Origin of the sequence: Neokomagataea thailandica NBRC 106555 (assembly GCF_001598495.1) — a bacterium.
Lineage (GTDB): Bacteria > Pseudomonadota > Alphaproteobacteria > Acetobacterales > Acetobacteraceae > Gluconobacter > Gluconobacter thailandicus_A.
This window is the reverse complement of record NZ_BCZB01000016.1, coordinates 58811-83155: the sequence shown is the minus strand read 5'-3', so window position 1 is coordinate 83155 and position 24345 is coordinate 58811. Positions and strand designations below refer to the sequence as shown.

28 protein-coding genes and 1 tRNA gene are annotated in these 24345 nt (G+C 53.6%); 14 read left to right on the top strand and 15 right to left on the bottom strand.

Translation table 11 applies throughout. The features are described from left to right. Window positions 1–8: 8 nt before the first annotated feature. From NTH01S_RS07065 to NTH01S_RS07055, 3 genes are read right to left on the bottom strand one after another with little or no spacing between them, the layout of a single operon-like run. A complete protein-coding gene (locus tag NTH01S_RS07065; protein ID WP_068171582.1) occupies window positions 9–974 on the bottom strand; it encodes an SDR family NAD(P)-dependent oxidoreductase in 966 nt (321 codons plus the stop codon). Next, window positions 971–1471: a DUF192 domain-containing protein gene (locus tag NTH01S_RS07060; protein WP_174523610.1), complete on the bottom strand. Its 501-nt coding sequence runs from the start codon at window positions 1469–1471 to the stop codon at window positions 971–973. The genes NTH01S_RS07065 and NTH01S_RS07060 overlap by 4 nt, the downstream gene beginning before the upstream one ends. Window positions 1472–1498: 27 nt before the next feature. Next, window positions 1499–2146: an MBL fold metallo-hydrolase gene (locus NTH01S_RS07055; protein ID WP_068171616.1), complete on the bottom strand. Its 648-nt coding sequence runs from the start codon at window positions 2144–2146 to the stop codon at window positions 1499–1501. Window positions 2147–2304: 158 nt separating this feature from the next. Here NTH01S_RS07055 and NTH01S_RS07050 point away from each other — a divergent pair, with 158 nt between their 5' ends. Further along, window positions 2305–2655: a RidA family protein gene (locus NTH01S_RS07050; protein WP_068171613.1), complete on the top strand. Its 351-nt coding sequence runs from the start codon at window positions 2305–2307 to the stop codon at window positions 2653–2655. Window positions 2656–2842: 187 nt separating this feature from the next. Next, complete coding sequence (locus NTH01S_RS07045) at window positions 2843–3493, top strand: CHAP domain-containing protein (RefSeq protein WP_068171580.1); 651 nt, start codon at window positions 2843–2845, stop codon at window positions 3491–3493. A 41-nt stretch (window positions 3494–3534) separates the two neighbouring features. Here the strand turns inward: NTH01S_RS07045 and NTH01S_RS07040 are convergent, their stop codons facing one another. From NTH01S_RS07040 to NTH01S_RS07015, 6 genes are read right to left on the bottom strand one after another with little or no spacing between them, the layout of a single operon-like run. Next, entirely contained in the window at window positions 3535–3993 is a 459-nt protein-coding gene (locus NTH01S_RS07040; protein WP_068171578.1) for a 23S rRNA (pseudouridine(1915)-N(3))-methyltransferase RlmH, read from the bottom strand. A 1-nt stretch (window position 3994) separates the two neighbouring features. Beyond that, a complete protein-coding gene (rsfS, locus tag NTH01S_RS07035; protein WP_068171574.1) occupies window positions 3995–4468 on the bottom strand; it encodes a ribosome silencing factor in 474 nt (157 codons plus the stop codon). A 35-nt stretch (window positions 4469–4503) separates the two neighbouring features. Continuing rightward, window positions 4504–5127 (bottom strand): nicotinate-nucleotide adenylyltransferase, encoded by a 624-nt coding sequence (locus tag NTH01S_RS07030; RefSeq protein WP_370664311.1) that lies wholly within the window; start codon window positions 5125–5127, stop codon window positions 4504–4506. Continuing rightward, a complete protein-coding gene (locus NTH01S_RS07025; RefSeq protein WP_370664310.1) occupies window positions 5124–6392 on the bottom strand; it encodes a glutamate-5-semialdehyde dehydrogenase in 1269 nt (422 codons plus the stop codon). Before NTH01S_RS07025 ends, NTH01S_RS07030 begins: the two co-directional genes overlap by 4 nt. Further along, the gene (gene ychF / locus NTH01S_RS07020; protein ID WP_068171571.1) at window positions 6385–7479 is read right to left on the bottom strand and encodes a redox-regulated ATPase YchF; all 1095 of its coding nucleotides are present in this window, start codon (window positions 7477–7479) and stop codon (window positions 6385–6387) included. The genes NTH01S_RS07025 and ychF overlap by 8 nt, the downstream gene beginning before the upstream one ends. Before the next feature lie 32 nt (window positions 7480–7511). Next, window positions 7512–8240, bottom strand: a complete 729-nt coding sequence (locus NTH01S_RS07015) for an FMN-dependent NADH-azoreductase (protein WP_245642255.1) — start codon at window positions 8238–8240, stop codon at window positions 7512–7514. A 143-nt stretch (window positions 8241–8383) separates the two neighbouring features. Here NTH01S_RS07015 and dapB point away from each other — a divergent pair, with 143 nt between their 5' ends. From dapB to NTH01S_RS06980, 7 genes are all read left to right on the top strand, one after another. After that, entirely contained in the window at window positions 8384–9127 is a 744-nt protein-coding gene (dapB, locus tag NTH01S_RS07010; protein WP_068171570.1) for a 4-hydroxy-tetrahydrodipicolinate reductase, read from the top strand. 214 nt (window positions 9128–9341) lie between these two features. Then, on the top strand, window positions 9342–10526 hold the full coding sequence (gene metK / locus NTH01S_RS07005) for a methionine adenosyltransferase (RefSeq protein WP_068171567.1): 1185 nt from the start codon (window positions 9342–9344) through the stop codon (window positions 10524–10526). A gap of 6 nt (window positions 10527–10532) precedes the next feature. Beyond that, window positions 10533–11228, top strand: coding sequence for a tRNA (guanine(46)-N(7))-methyltransferase TrmB (gene trmB, locus NTH01S_RS07000; RefSeq protein WP_068171564.1), 696 nt, complete (start codon window positions 10533–10535; stop codon window positions 11226–11228). A 57-nt stretch (window positions 11229–11285) separates the two neighbouring features. Further along, window positions 11286–12926, top strand: a complete 1641-nt coding sequence (locus NTH01S_RS06995) for an electron transfer flavoprotein-ubiquinone oxidoreductase (protein ID WP_068171561.1) — start codon at window positions 11286–11288, stop codon at window positions 12924–12926. Window positions 12927–13009: 83 nt separating this feature from the next. Continuing rightward, the gene (locus NTH01S_RS06990) at window positions 13010–13759 is read left to right on the top strand and encodes an electron transfer flavoprotein subunit beta/FixA family protein (protein WP_068171559.1); all 750 of its coding nucleotides are present in this window, start codon (window positions 13010–13012) and stop codon (window positions 13757–13759) included. Next, on the top strand, window positions 13759–14673 hold the full coding sequence (locus NTH01S_RS06985) for an FAD-binding protein (protein WP_068171556.1): 915 nt from the start codon (window positions 13759–13761) through the stop codon (window positions 14671–14673). The genes NTH01S_RS06990 and NTH01S_RS06985 overlap by 1 nt, the downstream gene beginning before the upstream one ends. A gap of 135 nt (window positions 14674–14808) precedes the next feature. Next, window positions 14809–14885 (top strand) — tRNA-Pro (locus NTH01S_RS06980). Between the two features lie 28 nt (window positions 14886–14913). Here the strand turns inward: NTH01S_RS06980 and NTH01S_RS06975 are convergent. From NTH01S_RS06975 to NTH01S_RS06960, 4 genes are read right to left on the bottom strand one after another with little or no spacing between them, the layout of a single operon-like run. Further along, window positions 14914–15126 carry a hypothetical protein gene (locus NTH01S_RS06975; RefSeq protein ID WP_068171553.1) on the bottom strand — a complete coding sequence of 71 codons (213 nt, stop codon included), beginning with the start codon at window positions 15124–15126 and terminating at the stop codon, window positions 14914–14916. Then, window positions 15123–15350, bottom strand: coding sequence for a hypothetical protein (locus NTH01S_RS06970; protein ID WP_157070897.1), 228 nt, complete (start codon window positions 15348–15350; stop codon window positions 15123–15125). The genes NTH01S_RS06975 and NTH01S_RS06970 overlap by 4 nt, the downstream gene beginning before the upstream one ends. Next, the gene (locus NTH01S_RS06965; protein ID WP_068171548.1) at window positions 15347–15625 is read right to left on the bottom strand and encodes a hypothetical protein; all 279 of its coding nucleotides are present in this window, start codon (window positions 15623–15625) and stop codon (window positions 15347–15349) included. The genes NTH01S_RS06970 and NTH01S_RS06965 overlap by 4 nt, the downstream gene beginning before the upstream one ends. Before the next feature lie 39 nt (window positions 15626–15664). Continuing rightward, a complete protein-coding gene (locus NTH01S_RS06960) occupies window positions 15665–15913 on the bottom strand; it encodes a hypothetical protein (protein WP_068171544.1) in 249 nt (82 codons plus the stop codon). A gap of 217 nt (window positions 15914–16130) precedes the next feature. Here NTH01S_RS06960 and NTH01S_RS06955 point away from each other — a divergent pair, with 217 nt between their 5' ends. Further along, window positions 16131–16505 carry a hypothetical protein gene (locus tag NTH01S_RS06955; protein ID WP_068171541.1) on the top strand — a complete coding sequence of 125 codons (375 nt, stop codon included), beginning with the start codon at window positions 16131–16133 and terminating at the stop codon, window positions 16503–16505. A 60-nt stretch (window positions 16506–16565) separates the two neighbouring features. On the opposite strand, the gene hemH is transcribed toward NTH01S_RS06955, so the two are convergent. Both hemH and NTH01S_RS06945 read right to left on the bottom strand, forming a co-directional pair. Further along, window positions 16566–17594 carry a ferrochelatase gene (hemH, locus tag NTH01S_RS06950; RefSeq protein ID WP_068171537.1) on the bottom strand — a complete coding sequence of 343 codons (1029 nt, stop codon included), beginning with the start codon at window positions 17592–17594 and terminating at the stop codon, window positions 16566–16568. A 318-nt stretch (window positions 17595–17912) separates the two neighbouring features. After that, entirely contained in the window at window positions 17913–18836 is a 924-nt protein-coding gene (locus NTH01S_RS06945; RefSeq protein ID WP_068171534.1) for a LysR family transcriptional regulator, read from the bottom strand. A 133-nt stretch (window positions 18837–18969) separates the two neighbouring features. On the opposite strand from NTH01S_RS06945, the gene NTH01S_RS06940 reads away from it, so the two are divergent. From NTH01S_RS06940 to proC, 4 genes are all read left to right on the top strand, one after another. Next, entirely contained in the window at window positions 18970–20004 is a 1035-nt protein-coding gene (locus NTH01S_RS06940) for an isocitrate/isopropylmalate dehydrogenase family protein (protein ID WP_068171531.1), read from the top strand. Between the two features lie 24 nt (window positions 20005–20028). Beyond that, window positions 20029–22719 carry an aconitate hydratase AcnA gene (gene acnA / locus NTH01S_RS06935; protein WP_068171528.1) on the top strand — a complete coding sequence of 897 codons (2691 nt, stop codon included), beginning with the start codon at window positions 20029–20031 and terminating at the stop codon, window positions 22717–22719. 202 nt (window positions 22720–22921) lie between these two features. Continuing rightward, the gene (locus tag NTH01S_RS06930) at window positions 22922–23428 is read left to right on the top strand and encodes a type III secretion system chaperone family protein (RefSeq protein ID WP_068171524.1); all 507 of its coding nucleotides are present in this window, start codon (window positions 22922–22924) and stop codon (window positions 23426–23428) included. A 2-nt stretch (window positions 23429–23430) separates the two neighbouring features. Then, window positions 23431–24249, top strand: a complete 819-nt coding sequence (gene proC / locus NTH01S_RS06925) for a pyrroline-5-carboxylate reductase (protein WP_068171522.1) — start codon at window positions 23431–23433, stop codon at window positions 24247–24249. Window positions 24250–24345: the final 96 nt, after the last annotated feature.

The window sequence follows — 24345 nt, the reverse complement described above, 5'->3', positions numbered from 1 at the left end:
TGAAAAAATCACTTTTCATATTCACGGTACCAATCTGCAAAAGCCTCAACCCCTTGCTCCAACGAAACCTTAGGCTCCCAACCACATAACTCCTGCACGTCCCTCAATGAAGCCCAGGTCTTTTCCATATCCGCCGAAGGCCGAGGCAAACGTTCAATCACCGCCTTACGACCGAGATGCCGCTCTAACAACTCAATCAAACGCGTAACTTTTTGTGGGCGATCACCACCCAAGTTTAAAATCCGTGCATCACCGGCAACTGGCGGATATCCCATAATCACCAGAACACCTTCAACAATATCATCTATATAGGTGAAGTCTCGCGACAGATCCTGCCCTTCATATAATGTAACAGGCTTTCCACTCATAATCGCATCGGCAAACCCATAATATGCCATATCGGGTCGCCCCCACGGACCATAAACCGTAAAGAACCTTAGCCCCGTTTGCGGTATGCCATGCAAAAAAGCATAAGCTGATGCCGTTAACTCACCGCTCCGCTTTGTAACAGCATATAAAGATCCCGGCGCATCCACGGCATCCGTTTCAGCAAAGGGCAAGGAACGATTGCGTCCATAAACAGATGAGGATGACGCATAAACAAAATGCTCCAACCCATCCAGCTGACGGCACGCTTCCAACAGAACCACATGCCCCATAATATTCGAATGAACATAGGAATATGGATCAACCAAAGAATAACGCACGCCAGCTTGCGCAGCTAAATGCACTACATGGCTAATATCAGGGTGATTCTTCACCACTGCGTCCATCGCCTCACGATGAGCGATATCGGCCTGTACAAAAAGAAAGCCCGCGCGCTCTGTCAGCCATGCCAGACGCCCCTGCTTTAGAGCGGGGGCGTAATACGCATTCAAACTATCAACACCCACAACCTCATCGCCACGATCCAGCAGCGCTTTAGCAACGTGAGAGCCAATAAAGCCCGCTACACCTGTTACAAGAACCTTCACGGGTGGGATTTAGCCTCTATCGCAGGACCACTCACAAGGTCACCGACGCGTATATTCATCTTAGCCGTTACACCACCGGCCAGTTCCAGCGTGCTTGCCACGGCACCTTGGCTGCTCAAAATAGCTTCACTCAAAGGGACAGCATCTTCTGCAATCGCATGAATATGATGTGTTTGATCGATAAACACGATATCCAAAGGCACCAACGTATTGCGCATCCACATGTCAGAATTCTGTGGGGTCGGCCAGACGAACAACATCCCTTCACTCTCTGGCAAATGCGTACGGAACATCTCACCAATTTCTTGTTGGCGCGGTGTAAACGCCATTTCCACATGGAAAAGATGCGCTTGCCCATCCTGAGACGTAATCGTCAAATTCTGCACCGGCAGTTTAGGCTGCGCCCGTGTAATCGGCTCTTCTGCCATTCCCGTCCCAATAGACAACACCCCCGCAGCAAAACATGCTGCCGCCGCTAAACGCACTAACAATGCCATTCTTAAAGCCCCCGTAAATCCAACATATTATTGAAAGAAAGGATTATTCTTTCGCTCTTCCTCGATCGTGGTCGGCATACCATGCCCACAATAAACGATCATCTCACCCGGTAACGATAGCAGTTCAGAGCGAATGGCGTTTATAAGCCCCTCTGAATCACCGTAAGCAAAATCCGTACGCCCAACCGTCTGACGGAACAACGTATCACCAACAAAAGAGCAGCCTTGCTCTTCGTTCACGAACACAACATGTCCCGGCGTATGACCCGGCACATGCCGTACGTCAAAGCTGCTCCCCAACAAAGAGAGTTGTGCGCCATGCTCTAAAAACTGATCCGGCACAACATTACGCATACCCGGCAAACCAAAAGCCGCCGCCTGATCACAAATACTCTCTAGCAAAAAAGCATCCCGCCTATCCGGCCCTAATACAGGCACCCGCGCTCCCTGCTTCTCCGATAAAACTGCCCGCAATTCATCCGCACCACCCGCATGATCCAAATGCCCATGCGTCAATAAAATGGCCTCTACCTGCACATCTCCCAAAGCGACGAGGATATCCGCCACATCCCCACCGGGATCAATCACAACAGCACGCTCTGTCTCATTTGAAACAACCATGCAGTTCTGACGCAATGGCGTCACAGGAACCCGCCGGCATTTTAAGTGGCCCATACTCAGGCTCCCTTCCGAACCAATGAGAGACAGCACATACAAGGCCGCGCCCCACACATGATCATGACTGACTACCCTTATAGCATAAAGTATGATTGACCGGTCAGGCCCACAGCCTCATTGTACATCGTCTTCTTCTCTTTTTCTGGAGCCGCGCTATGAGCCGCATCCTGCGTACAGAACCAAACCCCGTGATGTCTAAAGCCGTTGAATATCATGGCTTCATCTTCACACAGGGCGTTGTCGCACGTGATCTCTCCCTTGATGTTGCTGGACAGACAAAAGACATTTTCGAACAAATCGACGCCCTGCTAGAAGAGCATGGCACCGACAATACCCGCCTACTACAAGCGCAAATTTGGCTTAAAGACATTAATGACCGCGCCGCATTCAACGAATTATGGTCCGCTTGGCTTCCAGAAGGCCTCGCTCCAGCACGCGCCTGCGTTCAAGCGATCCTCGCAGACCCCCGCATGCTCGTTGAAGTGATGTTGGTGACCACAAAATAAAAAATTTTCACCCCTACAAATAAGGTGAAAACAAGGCACGAACGCCAAATTGAAACATTTTTTTTAAACAAGAAAAATTTAGCGTTCTGCCTTGCATTATTCTCTTGCCAGAGTTGCAAGCAGATTGTTACCTGCCTGTCACCTAAACACCACACGCTACCATCAGGACGACGAATCCGTGACGACGATGCTACGCCGCCCCAAGACCTTGCTCTCTGCATTCGTGTTTGCTGCTTTCGCAGCACTCTCAGGACAAGCGATGGCGCGTACCTCGCATCATCACCGTGCGGCCGCACACCATCATACCCATGGCACGCGCATTGCATTTGCGCACCACCGTGGTGGCAGCCATGTTTTACAGTGCGTCGCCTTTGCAAAAACAGCATCTGAAGTAAAACTTCACGGTAATGCTCGGGATTGGTGGTACAACGCCGCAGGACGTTATGAACGCGGCCATGCTCCATCCTCTGGTTCCGTCCTCAATTTCCGTGGCATCCGCCGCATGCCACTCGGGCACGTCGCTGTTGTGCGCGAAATTGCAAACAGCCGCACAATTTTCATTGACCAATCTCACTGGGCAGCAAACGGTATTGCCCGTCATGTACGCGTTGTAGATGTTTCGCCGCGCAATGACTGGAGCGCTGTGCGCGTTGCTCTGAATGGCAATAAAGACCGCCTCGGCAGCATTTACCCAACTTACGGCTTCATCTACCCGCACCAAGCACCGGATCAAGTTCCTGCTCTGGCGCGTGAAACACATCTGCCGCACAGCACAGAAGTCGCATCAGCACCGAGTGATTCCATCGATGCCGACGCGCCTAACCGCTCGATCCGCTAAAAATATCTGCGTTCAATACGCACAAAGCGAAGCCGTCTCGATTAATCGGGACGGCTATTTTTATGGTAAGGGTGATTGGTCGCAATCGCTTGAGCGCGGAACACTTGTTCCGCCAACATAATCCGCACCAACATATGCGGCCACGTCATCGAACCAAAAGACATAACAGCATCAGCGCGCTCTAACACGCTACGCTCCAGTCCTTCAGCGCCACCAATCAAAAAATGAATTGGTCGGCCTGTTCCCTGCCAATTCGTCATCGCACGGGAAAAGGAAGGGCTGTCATACACACGCCCCCCCTCATCCAACACCACAACAAATGCGTTATCCGGACAAGCCGACAAAAGCGCAGCAGCTTCTCTACGCTTTTGTTCTACAACAGATCCCCGCGCAGCAGGCACTTCGTGCACACTCATCGCAGGGCGCAACCGAGCCGCATAACGCTCAAAAAGCGTCAACTCCGGCCCAGCCTTTAATCGGCCAACAGCAACCAGCTTCATTTTAAGAAGCCTCGCTGTCCTTTCCTACAGGCAATTCTGCCTCAACGGCATCAAGGTCAGCGCCCCACATTTTCTCAAGACCATACATCTCACGGCTTTCTGGCTTGAAGAGATGAACGACGACGTAACCAGCATCCAAAAGCACCCAGTCACTGCCATTCGCGCCTTCAACCAAAACGCGCTTAAAGCCGATTTCAGCCAGCTTTTTATCAATATGATGCGCCATTGACGCGATCTGACGGTCAACAAAGCCCGTTGCAATGACCATACGGTCCGCAAAGTTTGCGCGGCCGGTCAAATCAATCGTGACAATATCTTCAGCTTTATCATCTTCAAGGCTGCCGATAATCACCTCAAGCATCTTCGTTAGCGTATCTGGCTCAACAGCCTCAACACGCTGAACATCTTTTTGCGGCCCCGCAGCAACCGCTTTTTTACGTGCTGAAGAAGCCTTCTCTGGGGTAGCTCCGTTCAGGTCGGTGTCGTGTTCTGATGGCGTTGTAATAACTTTTACTCCTCGTCCGGATCCAGACAGACCTGTCCAGATTCACGCAATGCTGTAGCTGATATATCGTTCTGCGGCGCAGAAAGGAACGACCAACCGCACGCATTGGGCCGAGATAGTAATTTTGCTTGTCGTACTGGCTTTCGTGCACGCCTCAAAACAGAGGCAGCCGGCCCATGCAATGCTGAAGCAAAACTTCCAGGGCGCGGCACAACCGCTATCGGAATCCGCTGCGCTAAACGCCGCCAATCTCGCCAACGGTGAAATTGTGCCAGCCCATCTGCCCCCATAACCCACACGAACGAAATATGAGGAAACCGACGCTGCAACTCCACGACGGTCCGATACGTATAACGCTGCCCTAAGCGGGACTCGATATCCGTCACGCGAATCCGCCGTCCATCCGCCAAACGCCGTGCAGAGGCCAAACGCGCAGAAAAAGACGCCATTCCGTCACGGGACTTCAACGGATTCCCCGGTGACACCATCAGCCAGACTTCATCCAGCCCCAATGTTACCAGCGCGCATTTCGCGACTTCAATATGACCATAATGCGCCGGGTTAAAGGAGCCCCCCAAAAGACCCACTTTTACCCGGCGACCATCACCGTATTTCGGAAGCCTAATCAGCCGCGCACCTGTCCGGTGCCACGCACCTCGTAACGGTAACACGTCAGTTGCTCGAGGCCGACAGGGCCACGCGCATGCATACGCCCGGTGGCAATGCCAATTTCAGCCCCAAAGCCAAATTCACCACCATCACAGAACTGCGTTGACGCATTCCACATCACCACAGCACTCTCTGTCCCATTCAGGAAGACAGCCGCCACATCAGGGTCTTCAGCAATAATCGCTTCCGTATGGCTACTACCATAACGCGCAATATGATCCAGCGCCTCTTCCACACCATCCACAACAGCGATGGACAAAACAGCATCCAGCCATTCTGTATGGAAATCGTCAGGTGTCGCTTCCGGCAAGCTCGGCACAATAGCCCGAGCCCGCGCATCTGCCCGGAACGTACAACCCTTAGCCGATAAATCATCCACTAAAAGCGGCAGAATCTGCGGCGCAATCGCAGCATCCACCAAGACCGTTTCCGTAGCGCCACAAATACCCGTGCGCCGCAATTTTGCATCCAACAGCACCTTACGCGCCATTGGAACATCCGCACTCGCATGAATATAGGTGTGACACAGCCCCTCTGCATGAGCGAGCACAGGCACACGTGCCTCGCGCTGCACACGCTCGACCAGAGACTTACCACCACGAGGGATAATCAAATCCACCCCGCCTGAAGCCTGCAATAACGCCCCAACCAATGCACGGTCAGCACTGGGCATAATCTGCACACACGCCGGATCAAGCCCTGCCTCTTGCAACCCCGCTTCAACGGCGGCTTGAATGGCCCGCGCAGAGTGCAGACTTTCACCGCCCCCGCGCAGCACCACAGCATTACCCGATTTAATACATAAGGCTGCGGCATCTGCCCCAACATTAGGGCGACTTTCGTAAATCATGCCGATCACCCCAATCGGAGCCGCCACACGCCGCATGTTCAAGCCATTAGGCTGCGTCCACTCATGCAGAACACGCCCCACAGGGTCCGGCAACGCCGCAACCTGTTCTAACCCCACAGCCATCGCCTCAACACGATCAGGCGTAAGCGTCAAACGATCACGAAATGCAGCATTCCGTTCAACACTTAACCCATCCAGATCACGCTGATTCGCACTAACAATCTCGGCCGAACGTGTACGCAAAGCCCGCGCCGCCGCTTTCAACGCCCGATTCCGAGTTTCAGTATCCGTTCGCGCCAAAGCACGCGCCGCACGACGGGCCCGAGTCGTTAGCTCCTGTACAACAACAGAAGCATCATCCCCAGCGTCAGACATTGAAGCGGAACAGCAAGACATCACCATCCTCCACAATATAGTCCTTACCTTCAATGCGAAGCTTGCCGTTTTCCTTGGCGCCAGCTTCACCCTTGAACGTCACGTAATCATCGTATGCAACAGTTTCACAAGCAATAAAGCCACGCTCAAAGTCATTATGAATGACTGCAGCGGCCTGAGGTGCACGCGTCCCTTCGGTAATCGTCCATGCACGCGCTTCTTTCGGGCCAACCGTGAAGTACGTTTTCAAACCTAAAAGCTGATAACCCGCAGCAATGACACGATCCAAGCCACTATCATTCAAGCCTAAACCTTCAAGGAAATCACCACGATCTTCCTGCGGTAACTGGCTGACCTCTGCTTCAATCGCCGCAGACACGATCACAATCGCGGCACCTTCTGCTTCCGCACGCTTGCGTACAGATTCAGAATGTTCATTACCCTCAGAAGCAGACGATTCTTCAACGTTACAAACGTAAAGAACTGGCTTCGTCGTCAACAGTTGAAGCCGTGCTGCTTCTTTCTCTTGCCCTTCTGGCACAGCCGTACGTGCCGGGCGACCATCACGCAGCGCCGCAATCAGCGGCTCCATCAATTCCAGTTGAGCCTGCGCTTCACGGTCATTACCGCGTGCACGCTTTTGCAGATTTGTCTGGCGCTTTTCCAAGCTCTCCAGATCTGCCAGCATCAATTCTGTTTCAATAATATCCGCATCACGAACGGGGTCTACGCCACCTTCAACATGCGTGATGTCGTCATCTTCAAAACAACGCAACACATGGATAATAGCATCTGTCTCACGGATATTCGCCAAAAACTGGTTGCCCAGCCCTTCCCCACGTGATGCACCACGCACCAGCCCAGCAATATCAACAAACTCAAGGCTGGTCGGAATAGAACGTTGGGACCCACCAATTTGCGTCAGCACATCCAAACGCTTATCCGGCACTGCCACACGGCCCGTATTTGGCTCAATCGTACAAAATGGGTAATTCGCCGCTTGCGCTGCTGCCGTCTCGGTCAGAGCATTAAACAACGTGGACTTACCAACATTCGGTAGGCCAACAATGCCGCAATTGAAACCCATTCTATACTCCCGTTACGTCAGCGCAGCACAGGCTACGGCTTTATAAAATACACTCGTTGCCTTCTGTTCGCAGAAACCAGCGTAACGGACAACCATCGGGGCACAAAAACCCCGATAGTCTTCACGAAAAAAGAAAGATTAAAGCGCTGCAATCTTTTCTTTTGCTGCGGCCAAGATCGCCTCACGGTTCGCACCACCATTGCGCGATAAACCCTCAGCGATAAACCCTCAGCGATAATCGCGGTGACATCTTGCTGGCCCAAAGATGCAAAAACAGCCTTCAGATAAGAGACGTCATGCTCAAATGCCGCCGCAGGGGTGCCGGCTTCATAAATACCACCACGTGTCCCCACCAAAACAATCTTCTTCTGACCAACCAAACCTTCAATCCCCGTCGGCACATAACGGAATGTCCGGCCAGCCACCATAAAACGATCAATCCAAGCCTTTAGCTGAGATGGAACCCCGAAATTATACAGCGGCGACGCAACCACAATAATATCTGCTGCCTCAAACTCCGCCAGAACCTGAGCAGATTCCAGATGGTCTTCACGACGAGGCGCATCTGCGGGAATATCTTTGCCTTGCTGAGAAAATAACTCAAAATCAAGGTGCGGCAATGGCTGTGCCACAACATCACGATAGGTTACTTCAAGCGCAGCCTCTTTCGCTTTAAAGTGCGCGATCACTTCAGCCGCCAAAGCACGGCCCGCAGAATGATCACCCAGAATGCTGGAATCGATATGCAGAAGCTTGGTCATAGTCTTAATCCATAAGTTCGATTTTTACCGAACCTATGATAAGAGACGCTTGTACAATTTTGGCAAGAGCCTAATTCAAGAAACACTCATCCCACAGTGTTCCCTCTTGCTTTCCTCAAGTGTTTTCCGCTCAAATTAACCACATGACAGATCTACGCATCGGCATCGCAGGCATCACTGGCCGCCTCGGCTCCCTCTGTGCTCAAGAAGCAGGAACGGCACTTTCTGGCGGCATTTCACGCCACCCCATCCCTGAAGAGCACATTACATCATCCCCAGATGAACTCGCTCAACGTTCGAACGTGATCATCGATGTCAGCAATGCTGCTACAATCCTACGTCATGCCGAAAGCTTCAGCCGCCATCATTGCGCATGGGTACTTGGTACAACAGGGCTAGATGATGCCGCCCAAAAAGCCGTCATTGATGCCAGCCACCATATTCCAGTGCTACAAGCTGCGAATTTCTCACCCGCACTCACAATTTTCTTAGATTTAGCACGTCAAATCGGCGCTGCTCTCCCTGACTATGATGCCGAAATTGTCGAGACACATCATCGACAAAAACTCGATGCACCATCCGGCACAGCGCTGGCCATCGGCGATGCTGTAGCCCAAGGGCGCGGCGTCACACTCAAAGACGTCGCACGCACAGACCAAAACGGCTTACGTCCTGATGGTGCTATTGGCTTTGCATCACTACGTGGTGGGCAAGTCGTCGGCGCACATGACCTTATGCTCCTCGCCGCTGATGAAGAAATCACCCTCTCTCACCGAGCCCTAGACCGACGCGTCTTCGCACGCGGTGCTGTACACGCTGCACGGTGGCTAGCTCATCAACAGCCCGGCCTCTACAACATGGCTGATACGCTTAGAACGACGAGGTAATCAGATGTTGAGGCACAGCCTTTTCAAAAGCCGTGCCTCCTTACGACATCATTCCAAATAACGTCGCCAAAACTTAACATTTCCCTTGACCTAGCAAGACAATTCCGTCAAGTGGTCCCACTCCGAAATACCGTTACCGTAAATCCCTGCTTTCTCCAAAGCCGGAATAGCTGGTGCGGTCCTTTTCACCACTCATTCCCTGCGAGGTCCCTGAGTGCGCAATTACGGCGATTTTCTCTTCACATCTGAGTCCGTTTCCGAAGGTCATCCTGATAAGGTTGCTGACCGTATCTCGGACACCGTTCTGGATGCTTACCTTGAAGCAGATCCAGAAGCACGCGTTGCCTGCGAAACCATGGTCACAACCAACCGCGTCATGCTGGCTGGTGAAGTACGCGGCCCGAAATCTGTCGAGGACACGCTGATCGATCGCGCACGCGAAGCCATCAAAGATATTGGCTACGATCAAGAAGGCTTCTCTTGGAAGCACGCAGACATCACGTCTTACCTGCACGCTCAATCCGCTGACATTGCTCAAGGCGTTGATAGCGCAGACAATAAAGATGAAGGTGCTGGTGACCAAGGCATCATGTTCGGTTTTGCAACACGCGAAACAGAGCAACTTATGCCAGCTCCACTGTTCTATGCACAGAACATCCTCGAGCGCGTCCGTGATTACCGTAAAAATGGTGACGCACGTGGCGTAGGCCTCCTGCCAGACGCAAAAAGCCAAGTCACACTACGCTATGTTGACGGCAAGCCCGTCGGCGCAACGTCTGTCGTGATCTCCACCCAGCACGTTGAAGGCATGAGCCAACACACCATCCGCGAAACACTGCGTGATGTCGTGCGCGACGTTCTGCCAGAAGGCTGGATGTGCCCAGAAGACGAATTCTACGTAAACCCAACAGGCAACTTCGTCATCGGCGGCCCTGATGGTGACGCAGGTCTGACCGGCCGTAAAATCATCGTAGACACCTATGGCGGTGCAGCTCCTCATGGTGGTGGCGCGTTCTCCGGTAAGGACCCAACGAAGGTTGACCGTTCTGCCGCTTACGCTGCGCGTTACCTCGCGAAGAACGTCGTTGCCGCTGAACTCGCAGACCGTTGCACCATCCAGCTCAGCTACGCAATTGGCGTCTCCAAGCCGCTCTCCGTGTATGTTGATCTGGACAATACCGGCAAAGACATTGACGAAGCACGCCTCGGCGCCATCCTCAATGAGCTGGTTGACCTGTCACCACGCGGCATCCGCAAGCACCTGCGCTTGAACCGTCCAATCTACACGCCGACATCAGCTTACGGTCACTTCGGCCGCACGCCTGACGCAGCTTTGGACAACTTCACGTGGGAACAGGCTGATCTCGTCGACGCACTGCGCAACGCTTTCAATCGGTAATTCCCCCTGACTACGTCTCTTAAATCTCAACCGGAGCGCCTTTACGGCCGCCAACGTGGCCACCCGCTCCGGGCCCGTCAGCAGCGACTGCTCGAAGTGTCGCTGCCACGGCTCTCCCTGAAAACACCAGAAAACCCAGCCTCTGATTTTGGAGACGACCTTTCTGGTGTCTTTCTTGAAATTGGCTTCGGCGGCGGCGAACACGCGTTCGACCAGCACCGTCTCAACCCAAACGTCGGCTATATCGCCTCGGAAGTGTTTGAGAACGGCTTGTGCTCGCTCTTGTCTCGTCTGGTACCAGAAGGCGAAGAAGACACAGCAACACCACCAAAGAATTTACGTCTTTGGGCGGAAGATGCACGCCTTCTTCTCAAAAGCCTGCCTGAAAACAGCTTGGACCGCGCCTATCTGATGTTCCCGGACCCATGGCCAAAAGCACGCCACGCCAAGCGCCGCTTTGTCCATCCAGAAAACATCGCCCTCTTAGCCCGCGCGCTAAAACCGGGCGCTGTTTGGCGCGTCGCCAGTGACCACCCCGTCTATCAAGAATGGGTTGAAGAGGTCATGCACAAACAAGACCTGTTTGATGCACCACCTTACGCCACTGAACGTCCCGAAGGCTGGTCGCCTACCCGCTATGAAAGCAAAGCATTTCGCGAGGGCCGCCAACCATTCTATTGGACATTTACACGACGCGGCTAACGCACCTGCGCGTTAGCCCGTTTTCCACTTTCCCGATTCAAGCAGGGGTCTAAGAACATGACAGAGATCGAACGCGACGAAATGGAGTTTGACGTCGTAGTTGTTGGAGGCGGCCCCGCCGGACTATCCGCCGCAATCCGTCTCAAACAGATCTCACCTGACCTCAACGTCTGCTTGATCGAGAAAGGAAGTGAAATCGGCGCTCATATCGTCTCTGGCGCCGTTATTGAACCACGCGCCCTCGAAGAACTTCTGCCAGACTGGCGCCAGACGGATGCTCCTCTGCGCACCGAAGTCTCAGAAGAGCAAGTGCTCTTCCTTACTGAAAAACGCGCTTTTCCTATTCCCGGCCTTAACCTAGTCATGCCACACATGACTAATCACGGGAATTTTGTCGTCTCTTTAGGAGAAGTCTGCCGCTGGTTAGGTGAGCAGGCTGAAGCCTTGGGAGTCGAAATCTATCCAGGCTTCTCAGGTGCCCAGTTGCATATCGAAGATGGCCGCGTCACCGGCATCGTCACAGGTGATATGGGCATCGAGCGCGACGGAACACACGGACCAAACTTCACTCCCGGTATGATCCTTCGTGCACGCCAAACCATTTTGACCGAAGGCGCACGCGGTTCCCTCTCTGCTCACGCCATGAAGCATTTCAACTTGCGCGACGGCGTCGAACCCCAAACTTATGGCCTCGGCATCAAAGAAGTCTGGGAAATCCCCGAAGAAAATCACCGCCCCGGTTTTGTGCAGCATAGTTTCGGCTGGCCCCTTGATGACAGCACCTATGGCGGCGCATGGCTGTATCATTTCGGCAAAAACCTCGTCAGCTATGGCTTTGTCACCGGACTAGATTACAAAAACCCGCATCTTTCTCCCTTTGAGGAAATGCAACGCACCAAAAACCACCCCGCCTTCCGCCCCCATTTTGAAGGCGGAAAGCGCATCATCTACGGCGCTCGTGCTTTGTCTGAAGGTGGCGTACAATCTCTCCCACGCCTCACCTTCCCCGGCGGCGTTCTGGCGGGGGATTCTGCTGGCTTCGTGAACGTGCCCAAAATCAAAGGCACACATACCGCCATGAAATCCGGCATGCTGGCGGCGGAAGCCGTTGCAGACGCCCTCAACAAGAACGAGCCCCAAGCCCTTGGCCTTGAAGAGCGCCTGCGTAACTCATGGCTCTGGACCGAGCTTCACGGCGTCCGTAACATCCGCCCAGCTTTTGCTAAATGGGGCGCAAAACTCGGCGCACTCTATGCCGGGATCGACAGCATGCTGCTGCGTGGCCGCGCACCCTGGACCCTGCATCACCCCCATGCAGACCATGAAACCCTGCGCCCTGCGGCCAAAACAGCGCCCATCGCATACCCAAAACCCGATCATAAAGTCACGTTCGATCGGGTCAGCTCCGTTTTCCTAAGCGGTACCAACCACGAAGAAAACCAACCCATCCATCTAAAATTACGCGATCCCGCCAAGTGGCTCCCCGTAAATCATACGCTGTATGACTCACCTGAAAGCCGCTACTGCCCCGCCGGCGTTTACGAACAAGAGCAAAAAAGCGCCACCGAGTGGGATCTACGGATCAACGCGCAAAACTGCGTACATTGCAAAACCTGCGACATTAAAGACCCCACACAGAACATCGAATGGTGCACTCCTGAAGGTAGTGGCGGCCCGAACTACCCCGTCGGCATGTAAATATGTGAAGGGGATGTGACTTCCCCGCCCAATTCAGCTACCTTGTCTCCGCTTTGTGAAGTTAGAATGTGGCGGATTGGACAATGAAAGTACTCGTGCCGATCAAGCGCGTGGTCGATTATAACGTGAAAGTCCGTGTTTCTGCGGATGGTAGCGGCGTCGATACGCAGGGCGTTAAAATGTCAATGAACCCTTTTGACGAAATTGCCGTCGAAGAAGGGATCCGTCTGCGCGAAAGCGGAGCGGCTAAGGAAGTTGTGGTCGTCACCATCGGTGCTCAAGCGGCGCAAGACGTGCTGCGCACAGCTATGGCCATGGGAGCAGACCGCGCCATCCTCGTTAAAACCGATGAAACGCTTGAGCCACGCGCTGTCGCGAATGCGCTTAAAGCGATCATCGAGCGCGAGAACCCTGGCATCGTCAGCATGGGCAAACAAGCCATTGATGATGACATGAACGCGACCGGCCAAATCTTGGCAGCTAAGCTCGGTTGGCCACAAGCCACCTTCGCCAGCAAGGTCACAATCAACGGCGAACGTGCAGAAGTTACCCGTGAAATCGACGGTGGCTCCGCAACCTACGGCGTCCCCCTACCGGCAATCATCACCGCAGATCTACGCCTCAATGAGCCGCGCTATGCGTCGCTGCCCAACATCATGAAGGCGCGTAAGAAGCCTCTCGAAACTTTGGAATTAAGCAGCCTTAACGTAGATACAGCCTCACGGCTTACCACCATCTCCGTCGCTGAACCCGCAGAACGCCAAGCCGGCGTCATGCTCAACAGCGTCGCTGAACTGGTCGAAAAGCTCAAGACAGAAGCAAAGGTGATCTGATGACAGCGCTCGTTCTTCTGGAAATCGAAAACGGCGCAGTCCGTCAGGCATCGCGTTCTGCCGTTGCGGCCGCCGGTGCATTCGGCACCGTAGATGTCCTCGTACTAGGCCATGGCGCTGAAGCGGCTGCACGCCTTCCAGGTGTCACACGCGTTCTGCACGCTGAGGCCCTCTCTGACGCATTGGCTGAACCTGCCGCAGCGTTACTGGCCGACATTGCTTCAGGCTACACGCACATCATTGGTGCCGCGACAGCAACCGGTAAAAACATCCTCCCACGCCTCGCAGGCCTTCTGGATGTACAACCTATTCCTGACGTCATTGCCATCAATGACGCAGACACTTTTATCCGCCCGATCTATGCAGGCAACGCACTGGCAACCGTGCGTTCATCTGACAGCATCAAAGTCATCACCATTCGCGGCGCCAATTTTGATCCCGTCGCCAGCGAAGGTGGGGCAGCCACCGTCGAAGCAGTCGCCTTCAACGCAGCCTCACAGGTAAATGCGGCTGAACTTCTGTCCGTTAACCTCTCCACGTCAGAGCGCCCCGAGCTGGAATCAGCCCGCGTTGTCATCTCTGGCGGTAAGGGGTTGAAGGACGCTGAAAACTTTAAGCTTCTCGAACCCATTGCCGATAAACTCGGCGCGGCCATTGGCGCATCACGTGCAGCCGTTGATTCAGGCTTTGCCCCGAATGAAATGCAAGTGGGTCAAACAGGCAAAATTGTTGCGCCTGAGTTGTACATTGCTGTCGGCCTATCAGGCGCCATCCAGCATCTTGCTGGGATGAAAGATAGCCGCGTCATCGTTGCTATTAACTTAGACCCGGAAGCCCCTATTTTCCGTGTTGCTGATTATGGCCTTGTTGCAGATCTGTTTACCGTTCTGCCTGAACTGGAATCAGCTCTCTAAAACGCAAAAAAGACGGGGACGATCTGCCGCAATGATAGCGGCAGATCGTCCCCGAACTTTCATATTAAAACGCTTTGCTTAATGTTTAACCTCTTGCAAAGATAGGTGTTTTTCGTTACAGGATGCGCCGTCGGCCGGAGTGTAGCTCAGCCTGGTAGAGCACTGTGTTCGGGACGCAGGGGCCGGAGGTTCGAATCCTCTCACTCCGACCAGCCCATATATCCCCCCCATAAAAACGCCTTATTGAACACCACACGCACGATGGAGTTCAACGAGTTGCATCGCAGCTTGCAACAATGCCGGGCAGTCCTGCCAATGAGCAAGAACCTCCCCCGCCATAGCGTGCTGAAATGCCTTATCCCAGCCATGCATCGCCGGACAGAACGCATGAGGCTGCGCCACCGTACAACCACTCAAAAACACCACACTGCCCAAAAGCATCACATATTTCATGCATCCCCTCGATTCAGCGCAAGCAACAACTCATCACGCGTTCTCGGCGCATCTGCACGGCTCTGAGCCATTTGCAACAGCGCAGCATTTTCCACTTGAACCGCCACAATATCGTGCTGAGCCGTTTGCCCCTGCCGCCCTCGCATACCAGCGCGATACAACAAAACCCCTGCCCCCATAGTCAATAAGACTACAAAGGCAAGAATAATCAAATTCACCGTCACGGCGTCACGGGTACTCCAGATGCCGCCTGTGTCGGTACAGCTTCCGGCACAATCAACGCTTTCTCGAGCGCTGCGGCACCATCAAAAATTTTCGCAATCGCGGCATCAACATCACTCACATTCACATGCAGGCTCAAATGTGACACCAATGCTTCCAGCACACCTTGGGCCACCATCCCACCAATACGCACCGTCTGCTGCACATTATCAGTGTCAGACTTACCAAAACTTTGATTAATAAGATTTTCAAGAGAAGATACGGATGTAAAAGACATAAAATAAATCCTATATTTGGTCGTTTAATTTCGTGTTTTTTAATTATTTATTTTTTCATTTTTCTCTCCCTTCTCTTTAACATCTACAATGCAGTTAGTGGCCCACCCCACATTAAGACCCAATAAAGAAATCACTTTATACACCCGATAAAGCCATGAATTCATTTCTGGCGGGGGTGTAAAAACAGTGATTAATTTACAAAAAATAATCAAAAATGCTGCCCAACTTTCATAATGCGTTGGGATCACATTCAAAATACCTGATAAATCCACAAAAGGCTCAACCACAATCAGTCCTTATATGAAAACATATTAGAAAAATTTAAAATTTTTATTGAAATTTATTAAGCCAAAAATTATTAATGGCTTAATGCCACAATACTTATTAGAAATGCGTTCATTTTTCAAGCTCTAATTTCATTCAGATAGGAAGAGCTGTTGATTAGCCATCACTTTCCTCCTATCCAAGGAGAGCATATTCACTTGCCGTATTCAGGAGATTTTTATGAACCGCACTCTTCGTGGCGTACTACTCCTCACCGCACTCACCACAGCCTCTCCGGCTCTGGCAGAACCCGGTGGCTGCCTAAAATACGGCGCTGCTGGCGCTGTTGGCGGTCATCTTGTCAAGCATGGCGTCCTTGGTGCCATCGGTGGTTGCGTCGCTGGTATGTACACACGCCACCAATACCGTAAAAGCCTCGCTGAAAAGGCTGCTCTCTGGGATAAAGAACATCCCGCAGCACCAGACCAAAAAGCAAGCTGGTGGCAAAGTCACCATGATGCATCGTCTGTAAAACAAAAAGCCGCTTGGTACGATGCCGAACACCCTGACACCGGCAGCAACCAACAACCTTCTGCTGCTGCACCACAGCACTAAAAACAAAAAACCCGCCTGATTGTTCAGGCGGGTTTTTTCACACACAAACAAACATTAACACTACGCCGCAAAGCCCTTCAATGCTTGTCGCGTCAGAGCTTCAATCAAATCAATAGCCGCCACATCATCATTCAAACACGGAACCAGCGCAAACTCTTCACCGCCTGCGTCCACAAACTCCTCACGAAGTTCATTCCCGATTTCGTCCAATGTCTCAATGCAATCCGCCATAAAACCAGGTGTAATCACAGCAATACGCGTCACGCCCTGCTCTGGCAGTTTAGACACAAATTCAGACGTATAAGGCTGCAACCATTCCATCGGCCCAAAACGAGATTGGAACGTCAAAGGCATTTGCTCGTCACGTAAATCCAAGGCAGAGCGCAGCGCTGTTGTCGTACGCTCGCACTCCTCACGGTAACGATCCCCCTTATCAACACAAATTTTAGGCAGACCATGGAAAGACACAACCAAACGCTGCGGTTTAAAGCTTAACCCACCTAAAGTCCGACGTACCGACTCTTCAAGACCTTTAATAAACAATGGATGATCTGGAAAAGACGGAACCGTCAACACAGAAGGCTGACCCCGCAACCGCATCAAAGCACGAAAAAGCTGATCATTAGCCGTCGCCGTCGTCGTCGCAGAATACTGGGGGTAAAGCGGGAGACTGATGATACGATCACAGCCCTGATCCATCAGTTCATCAACCGCTTGAGCAATAGACGGCTTGCCATAACGCATGCCCCACGCAACCGGTACATCTTCCTGCTTAAAACGCTCTTTCAGCAATTCTGCTTGGCGCTGGGTATACACCCGCAAAGGAGAAGCATTCTGCTCACGGTCCCAAATACGCGCATAATTCGCACCACTTGCGAAAGGCCGGCGTGCCAAAACAGGCCCCTGCAAAATGGGCTGCCAGAGAAGAGACGGCGCTTCAATAACGCGTCTATCTGACAAAAATTCGCTGAGATACCGTCGAACTGCCCAATACCCCGTATCATCCGGTGTGCCGAGGTTAACCAGCAGCACACCCGTGCGACCAGTTTTGGGAATAGCGGTACAGGGGGTGCGATATATAAAAGCCATAACGCAATAAACTATCAAGGCTAAAGAAGTTGCAACCTCTTACCTTCACTTGTGAAAAAAACGCGTCCCATAAGGGACGCTATCGTCGGTGCCTTACGCGAGCGTAAGACAGGGATGGTCTCAAAATCCCACTACACGTCGCTGCCGCAAATAACCCAACAAAAATCATCGCAATTTCAAAGTAAAACGGTGAGGTAATCATGAAGTTCATTTCTGACCTCCTAGAGCTCTTCTGGGGAAATCCTGAGCTCAATTAAGAGAGTGGCAATCTTACTTTTCAGTTTCAAGAAAAAAATGCGATCTCATGCAAAAAAAATGTCACAAGCCCGTATAAAGCGCGGAAAACCGCATTTTTCGTGCCTGATGAATAAAATACAGCTTTGCCCCATGCATTCGGACTGACCGAAAAACCAAATACAGCGATGCTGTCAAAGGTGTCTTTTTTGATAATGGCAAATACCGGATTTGAACCGGGTGGTGCTCTTGCATAGATTGCGGCACAATCGACAGTCCAAGACCTCCCGCTACCAAGTTAAGGGCTGCCATAAGCTGCGGTCCTTTCTGGCGGATGTTCGGCGCAAAACCTGCACCATGGCACGCATCAACAATCGTACGGTACAAACCGTTATTGTACTGACTTTGATACAAGATGAAGTCTTCGCCCTCTAACTCCCCCAAGCGAATCCCACCCTCACAAACACCTTGAGCAAGCCGATGATGAACCGGCACCGCCACAACCATAGGTTCATCAAAAAGCTGCTCCACCACAATATCAGACGCATCTGGAATCGACGCCCGCACAAAGGCCACATCAACACGCTCATCACGCAGCGCCCCAAGCAATTGGCTTGAATTTCCTTCCGTAAGGCTCACATCCACATCTGGCCAGCGCTGCCGAAAATCGCCCAACACGGCTGGCAGACTCGGGTGGCACATAGCGGAGTTCGTAAAACCAACCGCCAGTTCACCACTTTCCCCCCGCATCACACGCCCAACATCGCGCACCGCCTCATCCAGCCGGTCAACAATATCATATGCCCCATCTAACAACGTCCGTCCGGCTGGCGTTAGACGCATTCCGCGTGCATGACGCTCGAACAGAATAACCCCTAATTCTTGCTCAACTTTTCGTAAAAGCCGCGTCAAAGGCGGCTGCTGAATACCCAAACGCTCTGCCGCAAGAGTAAGATTACCCTCCTCAGCAATTGCAATCATTGCACGGAGATGACGTAGCTCAATCATCCCATACCTTTAAGGTATAACAATTGCCTCATGCAAACATTGCCTGACCATGACGTTCATCAGTACAACCGCTCCATAGATTAGGATCTATCTTAAGGTCCTAACCCACATATTGACGCTAGAGGACGTTCCAATGACCAACGCACACGTCGAACGCATCCCCGCCACCCTCATCGCCGGTGACGGTATCGGTCCCGACATTACAGCCTCCGTCACAACTGTCCTCGATGCACTCGGCGCTCCTTTCGAATGGGACCGCCAAGAAGCCGGCCTCGGCGCTTTCGAAAAAGAAGGCACCGCTCTGCCAGAAAAAACCCTCGAAAGCATCAAACGCACCGGCCTGGTGCTCAAAGGCCCGCTGACGACTCCGGTCGGCAAAGGCTTCCGCTCCATCAACGTCACGCTGCGTCAAAAATTTGACCTCTATGCGAATGTCCGCCCCACTCATACGCTCGTGCCCGGCGGCCGCTATGAGAATGTTGACCTCGTCGTGATCCGTGAAAACGTCGAAGGTCTTTACGCCGCGATGGAGCACTACCTGCCTTCAGGGAATGACCCACAAGCCGTTGCGTATGGCGCTGGCTACAACACCCGCACAGAATGTAACCGCATCGTGCGCTTTGCCTTCGAATACGCCCTGAAGAACGGCCGCAAGAAGGTTACACTGGTCCATAAGGCCAACATCCTCAAAATCCTCAGTGGGCTGTTCTTGGAAGAAGGCCGCCGCGTCGCCGCAGAATATGAAGGCCGCGTCGCCGTCGAAGAAAAAATCGTCGATGCCTGCGCCATGGAACTGGTCGTGAAGCCAGAACAATATGACGTCATGGTCACGACCAATCTGTTTGGCGATATTCTGTCTGACCTGACAGCAGGCCTCGTCGGTGGGCTTGGCATGGCGCCCGGCGCGAATATCGGTGAATCCATGGGCCTGTTTGAAGCCGTCCACGGCTCCGCACCGGACATCGCCGGTAAAGGCATTGCTAACCCACTGGCTCTGATGATGGCTGGCAGCATGATGCTCGCCCATGTTGGCCGCATCGACCTCTCACAACGCCTCGACAACGCCATGAAACACATCATTGAAGTCGACGGCGTCCGCACCCGTGACCTCGGCGGCTCCGCCACCACAGAAGACGTCACACAAGCCCTGCTGCGCGCTATCCGCTAATCACGCCCTTTCGGAGATATTTGTATGAAACTCGTCGGCAACGACCTCCTGAATGCTGGCCGTGACCTAAGCGTTGATGGCCGCTCCTACCGCTACTTTTCACTACCCGCAGCAGCGGAGAAGATTGGCGATATTTCCCGCCTGCCCGTCAGCCTCAAAATCCTGCTGGAAAATACCCTCCGCTTCACAGACGGCACCAGCTACACAGAAGCAGACGCCCAAGCCATTGCAGACTGGCTCAAAAACGCTAGCTCCACGCAGGAAGTCCCCTTCAAACCTGCCCGCATCCTGATGCAAGACTTCACCGGCGTTCCTGCCGTCGTGGATCTTGCCGCCATGCGTGATGGTATTCTTACCCTTGGTGGTGACCCTCGCCGCGTGAACCCACTCGTCCCGGTGGATCTGGTCATTGACCACTCTGTCATGGTGGATGTCTCTGGCCGCGAAGACGCGCTCCAGCAAAACGTCACCCGCGAGTTCGAACGTAACGGCGAGCGTTACGCCTTCCTGCGCTGGGGCCAACAAGCCTTTGACCAATTCCGCGTTGTGCCGCCCGGCGCTGGCATCTGCCATCAAGTGAACTTGGAATATCTCTCCCGCGTCGTCTGGACCCGTGAGATTGACGGCACCACCTACGCCTACCCAGACACACTCTACGGCACCGATTCCCATACCACGATGGTCAACGGCCTCGGTGTTCTCGGCTGGGGCGTGGGCGGCATTGAGGCGGAAGCCGCCATGCTCGGCCAGCCCATCGCCATGCTGATCCCGGATGTGATCGGCTTCCGCATGGAAGGCAAACTCCCTGAAGGCACAACCGCAACAGACCTCGTTCTGACCATCACCCAGATGCTGCGGGCAAAAGGCGTTGTCGGTAAGTTCGTTGAGTTCTACGGCCCAGCGCTAAATGATCTACCACTGGCAGACCGCGCCACAATCGCCAATATGGCCCCCGAATATGGCGCAACCTGCGGTTTCTTCCCGGTCGATGCACAAGCGCTCGACTACATGCGCCAAACAGGCCGTGATGAACACCAAATCGCCCTGACGGAAGCCTATCTGCGCGCACAAGGCATGTTCCGTGATGCCAACACGCCAGACCCTGTCTTCACTTCGTCTTTGTCTCTCGACATCTCAACCGTACGCCCCTCCCTCGCAGGCCCAAAGCGCCCGCAAGACCGCGTCGCCCTCGATGTCGCCGCACCATCTTTCGAAAAAGCCCTGACCGAAACGCTCGGTGTTGCAGCAGACAAGACACAAACCACCGCTCCCGTCGCAGGAACCGATTATAGCATCGGCCACGGCTCCGTCGTGATCGCAGCCATTACCTCCTGTACGAACACATCCAACCCCGCCGTACTCATCGCTGCTGGCCTCGTCGCACGCAAAGCACGCGCTTTGGGCCTGACGCCTAAGCCATGGGTCAAAACATCCCTCGCGCCGGGCTCTCAAGTCGTCACCGATTATCTGGACCGCGCGAACCTGACCGAAGACCTCAGCGCGCTGGGCTTCGATACAGTCGGGTATGGCTGCACCACCTGCATCGGCAACTCCGGCCCATTGCCGCAAAACATCGTCGATGCAATCGAAGAAAACAGCCTCGTGGCAACCTCCGTTCTCTCTGGCAACCGCAACTTCGAGGGGCGTATCTCCCCGAACGTCCGCGCAAACTATCTTGCCAGCCCGCCACTCGTCGTCGCTTACGCGCTCTTCGGCACCATGCGCGAGGATATCACCACAGCAATTCTCGGCCATGGTCCAGACGGTCAAGAAATACGCCTGAAAGACATCTGGCCCAGCAATGCCGAAGTCGCTGAACTCATCGGCTCCGCCGTCACGCGTGAAGCCTTTGTTGAACGCTACGGCAAAATCACCGAAGGCACCCCAGAGTGGCAAGCCCTCGGCGCAGCAGCGGATTCTGCCACCTTTAACTGGCAGCCAAGCTCCACCTATGTGCAAAACCCACCCTATTTTGATGGGCTAACAGCAGAACCTGCACCACGCAAAGACATTACCGGCGCACGTATCTTGGCCCTACTCGGTGATAATATCACCACAGACCATATCTCCCCCGCCGGAGCGATTGCCGCCAGCACCCCCGCTGGTGAATACCTGCAATCACACCAAGTCCCCGTGCGTGATTTTAACTCCTACGGCTCCCGCCGTGGCAATGACCGCATCATGGTCCGTGGCACCTTTGCCAATATCCGAATCCGCAACGAAATGGCCCCCGGCACAGAAGGCGGCATGACCTCCTTCCAGCCAGACGGCACCGTCATGCCGATCTATGACGCCGCAAAGCGTTATGAAGAGGCTGGAACACCACTCGTTGTCTTCGGCGGCAAAGAATACGGCATGGGGTCTTCCCGTGACTGGGCGGCTAAAGGCACACGCCTCCTCGGTATTACCGCCGTCATCACCGAAAGCTTTGAGCGCATCCACCGTTCAAACCTCGTCGGTATGGGCGTTCTACCGCTGACCTTTGAACCGGGCACCACCCGTAAAACCCTCGGCCTCAATGGTTCAGAAACCATTGCCATCGAAGGCATTGACGATCTGGCACCGGGCAAAACCCTTACCATGACCATCACCCGCCAAGACGGCAGCACACAAAGCGTCCCACTACTGTGCCGCGTCGATACGATTGATGAAGTGGCCTATTTCCAGCATGGCGGCATCCTGCCTTACGTACTGCGCGGCATGGCCTCCGCTTAACATCAGCACACCCTCTGTTGCTCATAAGGCAACAGAGGAAAGAACATGCAGCACTCCCCTGCATGTTCTTCTTGCACTCCGGGCACTCCATCCATAACGTGTTGTGATCTGATCACGTTTACGCGGTCAGTTATGCAGACACAGATGGAGCGCCCGCCGGCGCGCCACCGGCGGGAACTTCCACGGCCTTGGGAGACCCGCGATGCCTGCCTTGAACACCTCGTCCCACTCCGAAAGCGAATCACACCCGCTTGACCTCATGGAACAAGTCCTCGGCTTGTATGAATGGGAATTTGAACGCCTTGGCCCCAACGAAATGGTGGCCGAAGCGCCTGGCCAATGGGGGGATTACGGACTGATCTTTACATGGTCAGACGAATTAGCCGCCCTGCACCTCAACTGCATCTTCGATTTGAAGTCCCCCAAAACAACACGCAATGATGTGTATGAACTCATTGCTCTCGCGAATAACCACCTGTGGGTAGGACACTTCACCCTTGATGCAGAAAGCAAAATCCCTTCATACCGCCACACTCTCCTAACACGTGGTGCCCCTTCTCTCCCAAGCGAAAGCATGGAAGACTTGATTGATATTGCACTCTCAGAGTGTGATCGCTTTTACCCGGCATTCCAATTCGCGCTTTGGGGCGGCCAAACCCCTCAAAATGCGCTGGATGCCGCAATGCTTGACTGTATCGGAGACGCTTGACCATGCCTTCCACCTCCATTCTTCTTGCAGGCTGCGGAAAACTCGGCGGTGCCCTCCTTGATGGTTGGCTTGCTTCTCCCAACCCACCACGCATGGTCGTGCTGGACCGCCACAAAAACTGCGATAATGAGAATGTCACCATCATTCGCAGCGCAGACAGCGTACCGGACGACTTTGCGCCAGACATCATCGTCCTTGCCGTTAAACCCGCCGTCGCAGATGACGTGATCACCTCTCTGACGCAAACCCTCGGGCAGCGTCTAGAAAACGCCGCGTTCCTCTCCGTAATGGCCGGACGTACCTGCGCCTCCCTCAGCGCAGCAGCGCAAAAAGCCGGGCAGAAATGCCCAACGCTGCGCGCTATGCCCAACACCCCATCAACCATCGGTGCCGGTGTAAGCGGCCTCTACGCTGCCCCTGACTGCACAGAAGCACAAACGCGCCTCTGTCATGACCTCCTCTCCGCTGTAGGAGACGTTGTCGAAGTCAGCGAAGAAAAAGACCTACTCGGCGTAACGGCACTCGCAGGTTCCGGCCCAGCTTATGTGTTTCTTTTGGCAGAACTGCTTGAAAAAGCAGGCCAAGCACACGGCCTCTCCGCCGAAACAGCACGCCGTCTCGCTCGCGGTACCATCTACGGCGCCGGGCGCATGCTCAATGAACTCCCGGATGATGCCGAGACATTGCGTAAAGCTGTCACAAGCCCCAATGGCACAACAGCTGCTGCTCTTTCGGAACTCATGCAAGAAGAAGCATGGCCCCGTGCAGTTGACAAAGCCATTTCTGCCGCTGTTCACCGCGCTGAAGAATTAGCCGGCTAAGACGCAACATCGCGTTACTGGAAAATTACCACTCCAGTAACGCCTATTCTCCCAGTTTAGCCGCCATCTTATGCAACTGACTGGACAAAAACACGA

Coding starts and splice junctions, on each gene's coding strand:
- NTH01S_RS07060 (WP_174523610.1), bottom strand. CDS start 1,471: ATGGCATTGTTAGTGCGTTTAGCGGCGGCAGCATGTTTTGCTGCGGGG.
- NTH01S_RS07055 (WP_068171616.1), bottom strand. CDS start 2,146: ATGGGCCACTTAAAATGCCGGCGGGTTCCTGTGACGCCATTGCGTCAG.
- NTH01S_RS07050 (WP_068171613.1), top strand. CDS start 2,305: ATGAGCCGCATCCTGCGTACAGAACCAAACCCCGTGATGTCTAAAGCC.
- NTH01S_RS07045 (WP_068171580.1), top strand. CDS start 2,843: ATGCTACGCCGCCCCAAGACCTTGCTCTCTGCATTCGTGTTTGCTGCT.
- NTH01S_RS07040 (WP_068171578.1), bottom strand. CDS start 3,993: ATGAAGCTGGTTGCTGTTGGCCGATTAAAGGCTGGGCCGGAGTTGACG.
- NTH01S_RS07025 (WP_370664310.1), bottom strand. CDS start 6,392: ATGTCTGACGCTGGGGATGATGCTTCTGTTGTTGTACAGGAGCTAACG.
- ychF (WP_068171571.1), bottom strand. CDS start 7,479: ATGGGTTTCAATTGCGGCATTGTTGGCCTACCGAATGTTGGTAAGTCC.
- NTH01S_RS07015 (WP_245642255.1), bottom strand. CDS start 8,240: ATGACCAAGCTTCTGCATATCGATTCCAGCATTCTGGGTGATCATTCT.
- dapB (WP_068171570.1), top strand. CDS start 8,384: ATGACAGATCTACGCATCGGCATCGCAGGCATCACTGGCCGCCTCGGC.
- NTH01S_RS06995 (WP_068171561.1), top strand. CDS start 11,286: ATGACAGAGATCGAACGCGACGAAATGGAGTTTGACGTCGTAGTTGTT.
- NTH01S_RS06990 (WP_068171559.1), top strand. CDS start 13,010: ATGAAAGTACTCGTGCCGATCAAGCGCGTGGTCGATTATAACGTGAAA.
- NTH01S_RS06985 (WP_068171556.1), top strand. CDS start 13,759: ATGACAGCGCTCGTTCTTCTGGAAATCGAAAACGGCGCAGTCCGTCAG.
- NTH01S_RS06975 (WP_068171553.1), bottom strand. CDS start 15,126: ATGAAATATGTGATGCTTTTGGGCAGTGTGGTGTTTTTGAGTGGTTGT.
- NTH01S_RS06965 (WP_068171548.1), bottom strand. CDS start 15,625: ATGTCTTTTACATCCGTATCTTCTCTTGAAAATCTTATTAATCAAAGT.
- NTH01S_RS06955 (WP_068171541.1), top strand. CDS start 16,131: ATGAACCGCACTCTTCGTGGCGTACTACTCCTCACCGCACTCACCACA.
- hemH (WP_068171537.1), bottom strand. CDS start 17,594: ATGGCTTTTATATATCGCACCCCCTGTACCGCTATTCCCAAAACTGGT.
- NTH01S_RS06945 (WP_068171534.1), bottom strand. CDS start 18,836: ATGATTGAGCTACGTCATCTCCGTGCAATGATTGCAATTGCTGAGGAG.
- NTH01S_RS06940 (WP_068171531.1), top strand. CDS start 18,970: ATGACCAACGCACACGTCGAACGCATCCCCGCCACCCTCATCGCCGGT.
- acnA (WP_068171528.1), top strand. CDS start 20,029: ATGAAACTCGTCGGCAACGACCTCCTGAATGCTGGCCGTGACCTAAGC.
- NTH01S_RS06930 (WP_068171524.1), top strand. CDS start 22,922: ATGCCTGCCTTGAACACCTCGTCCCACTCCGAAAGCGAATCACACCCG.
- proC (WP_068171522.1), top strand. CDS start 23,431: ATGCCTTCCACCTCCATTCTTCTTGCAGGCTGCGGAAAACTCGGCGGT.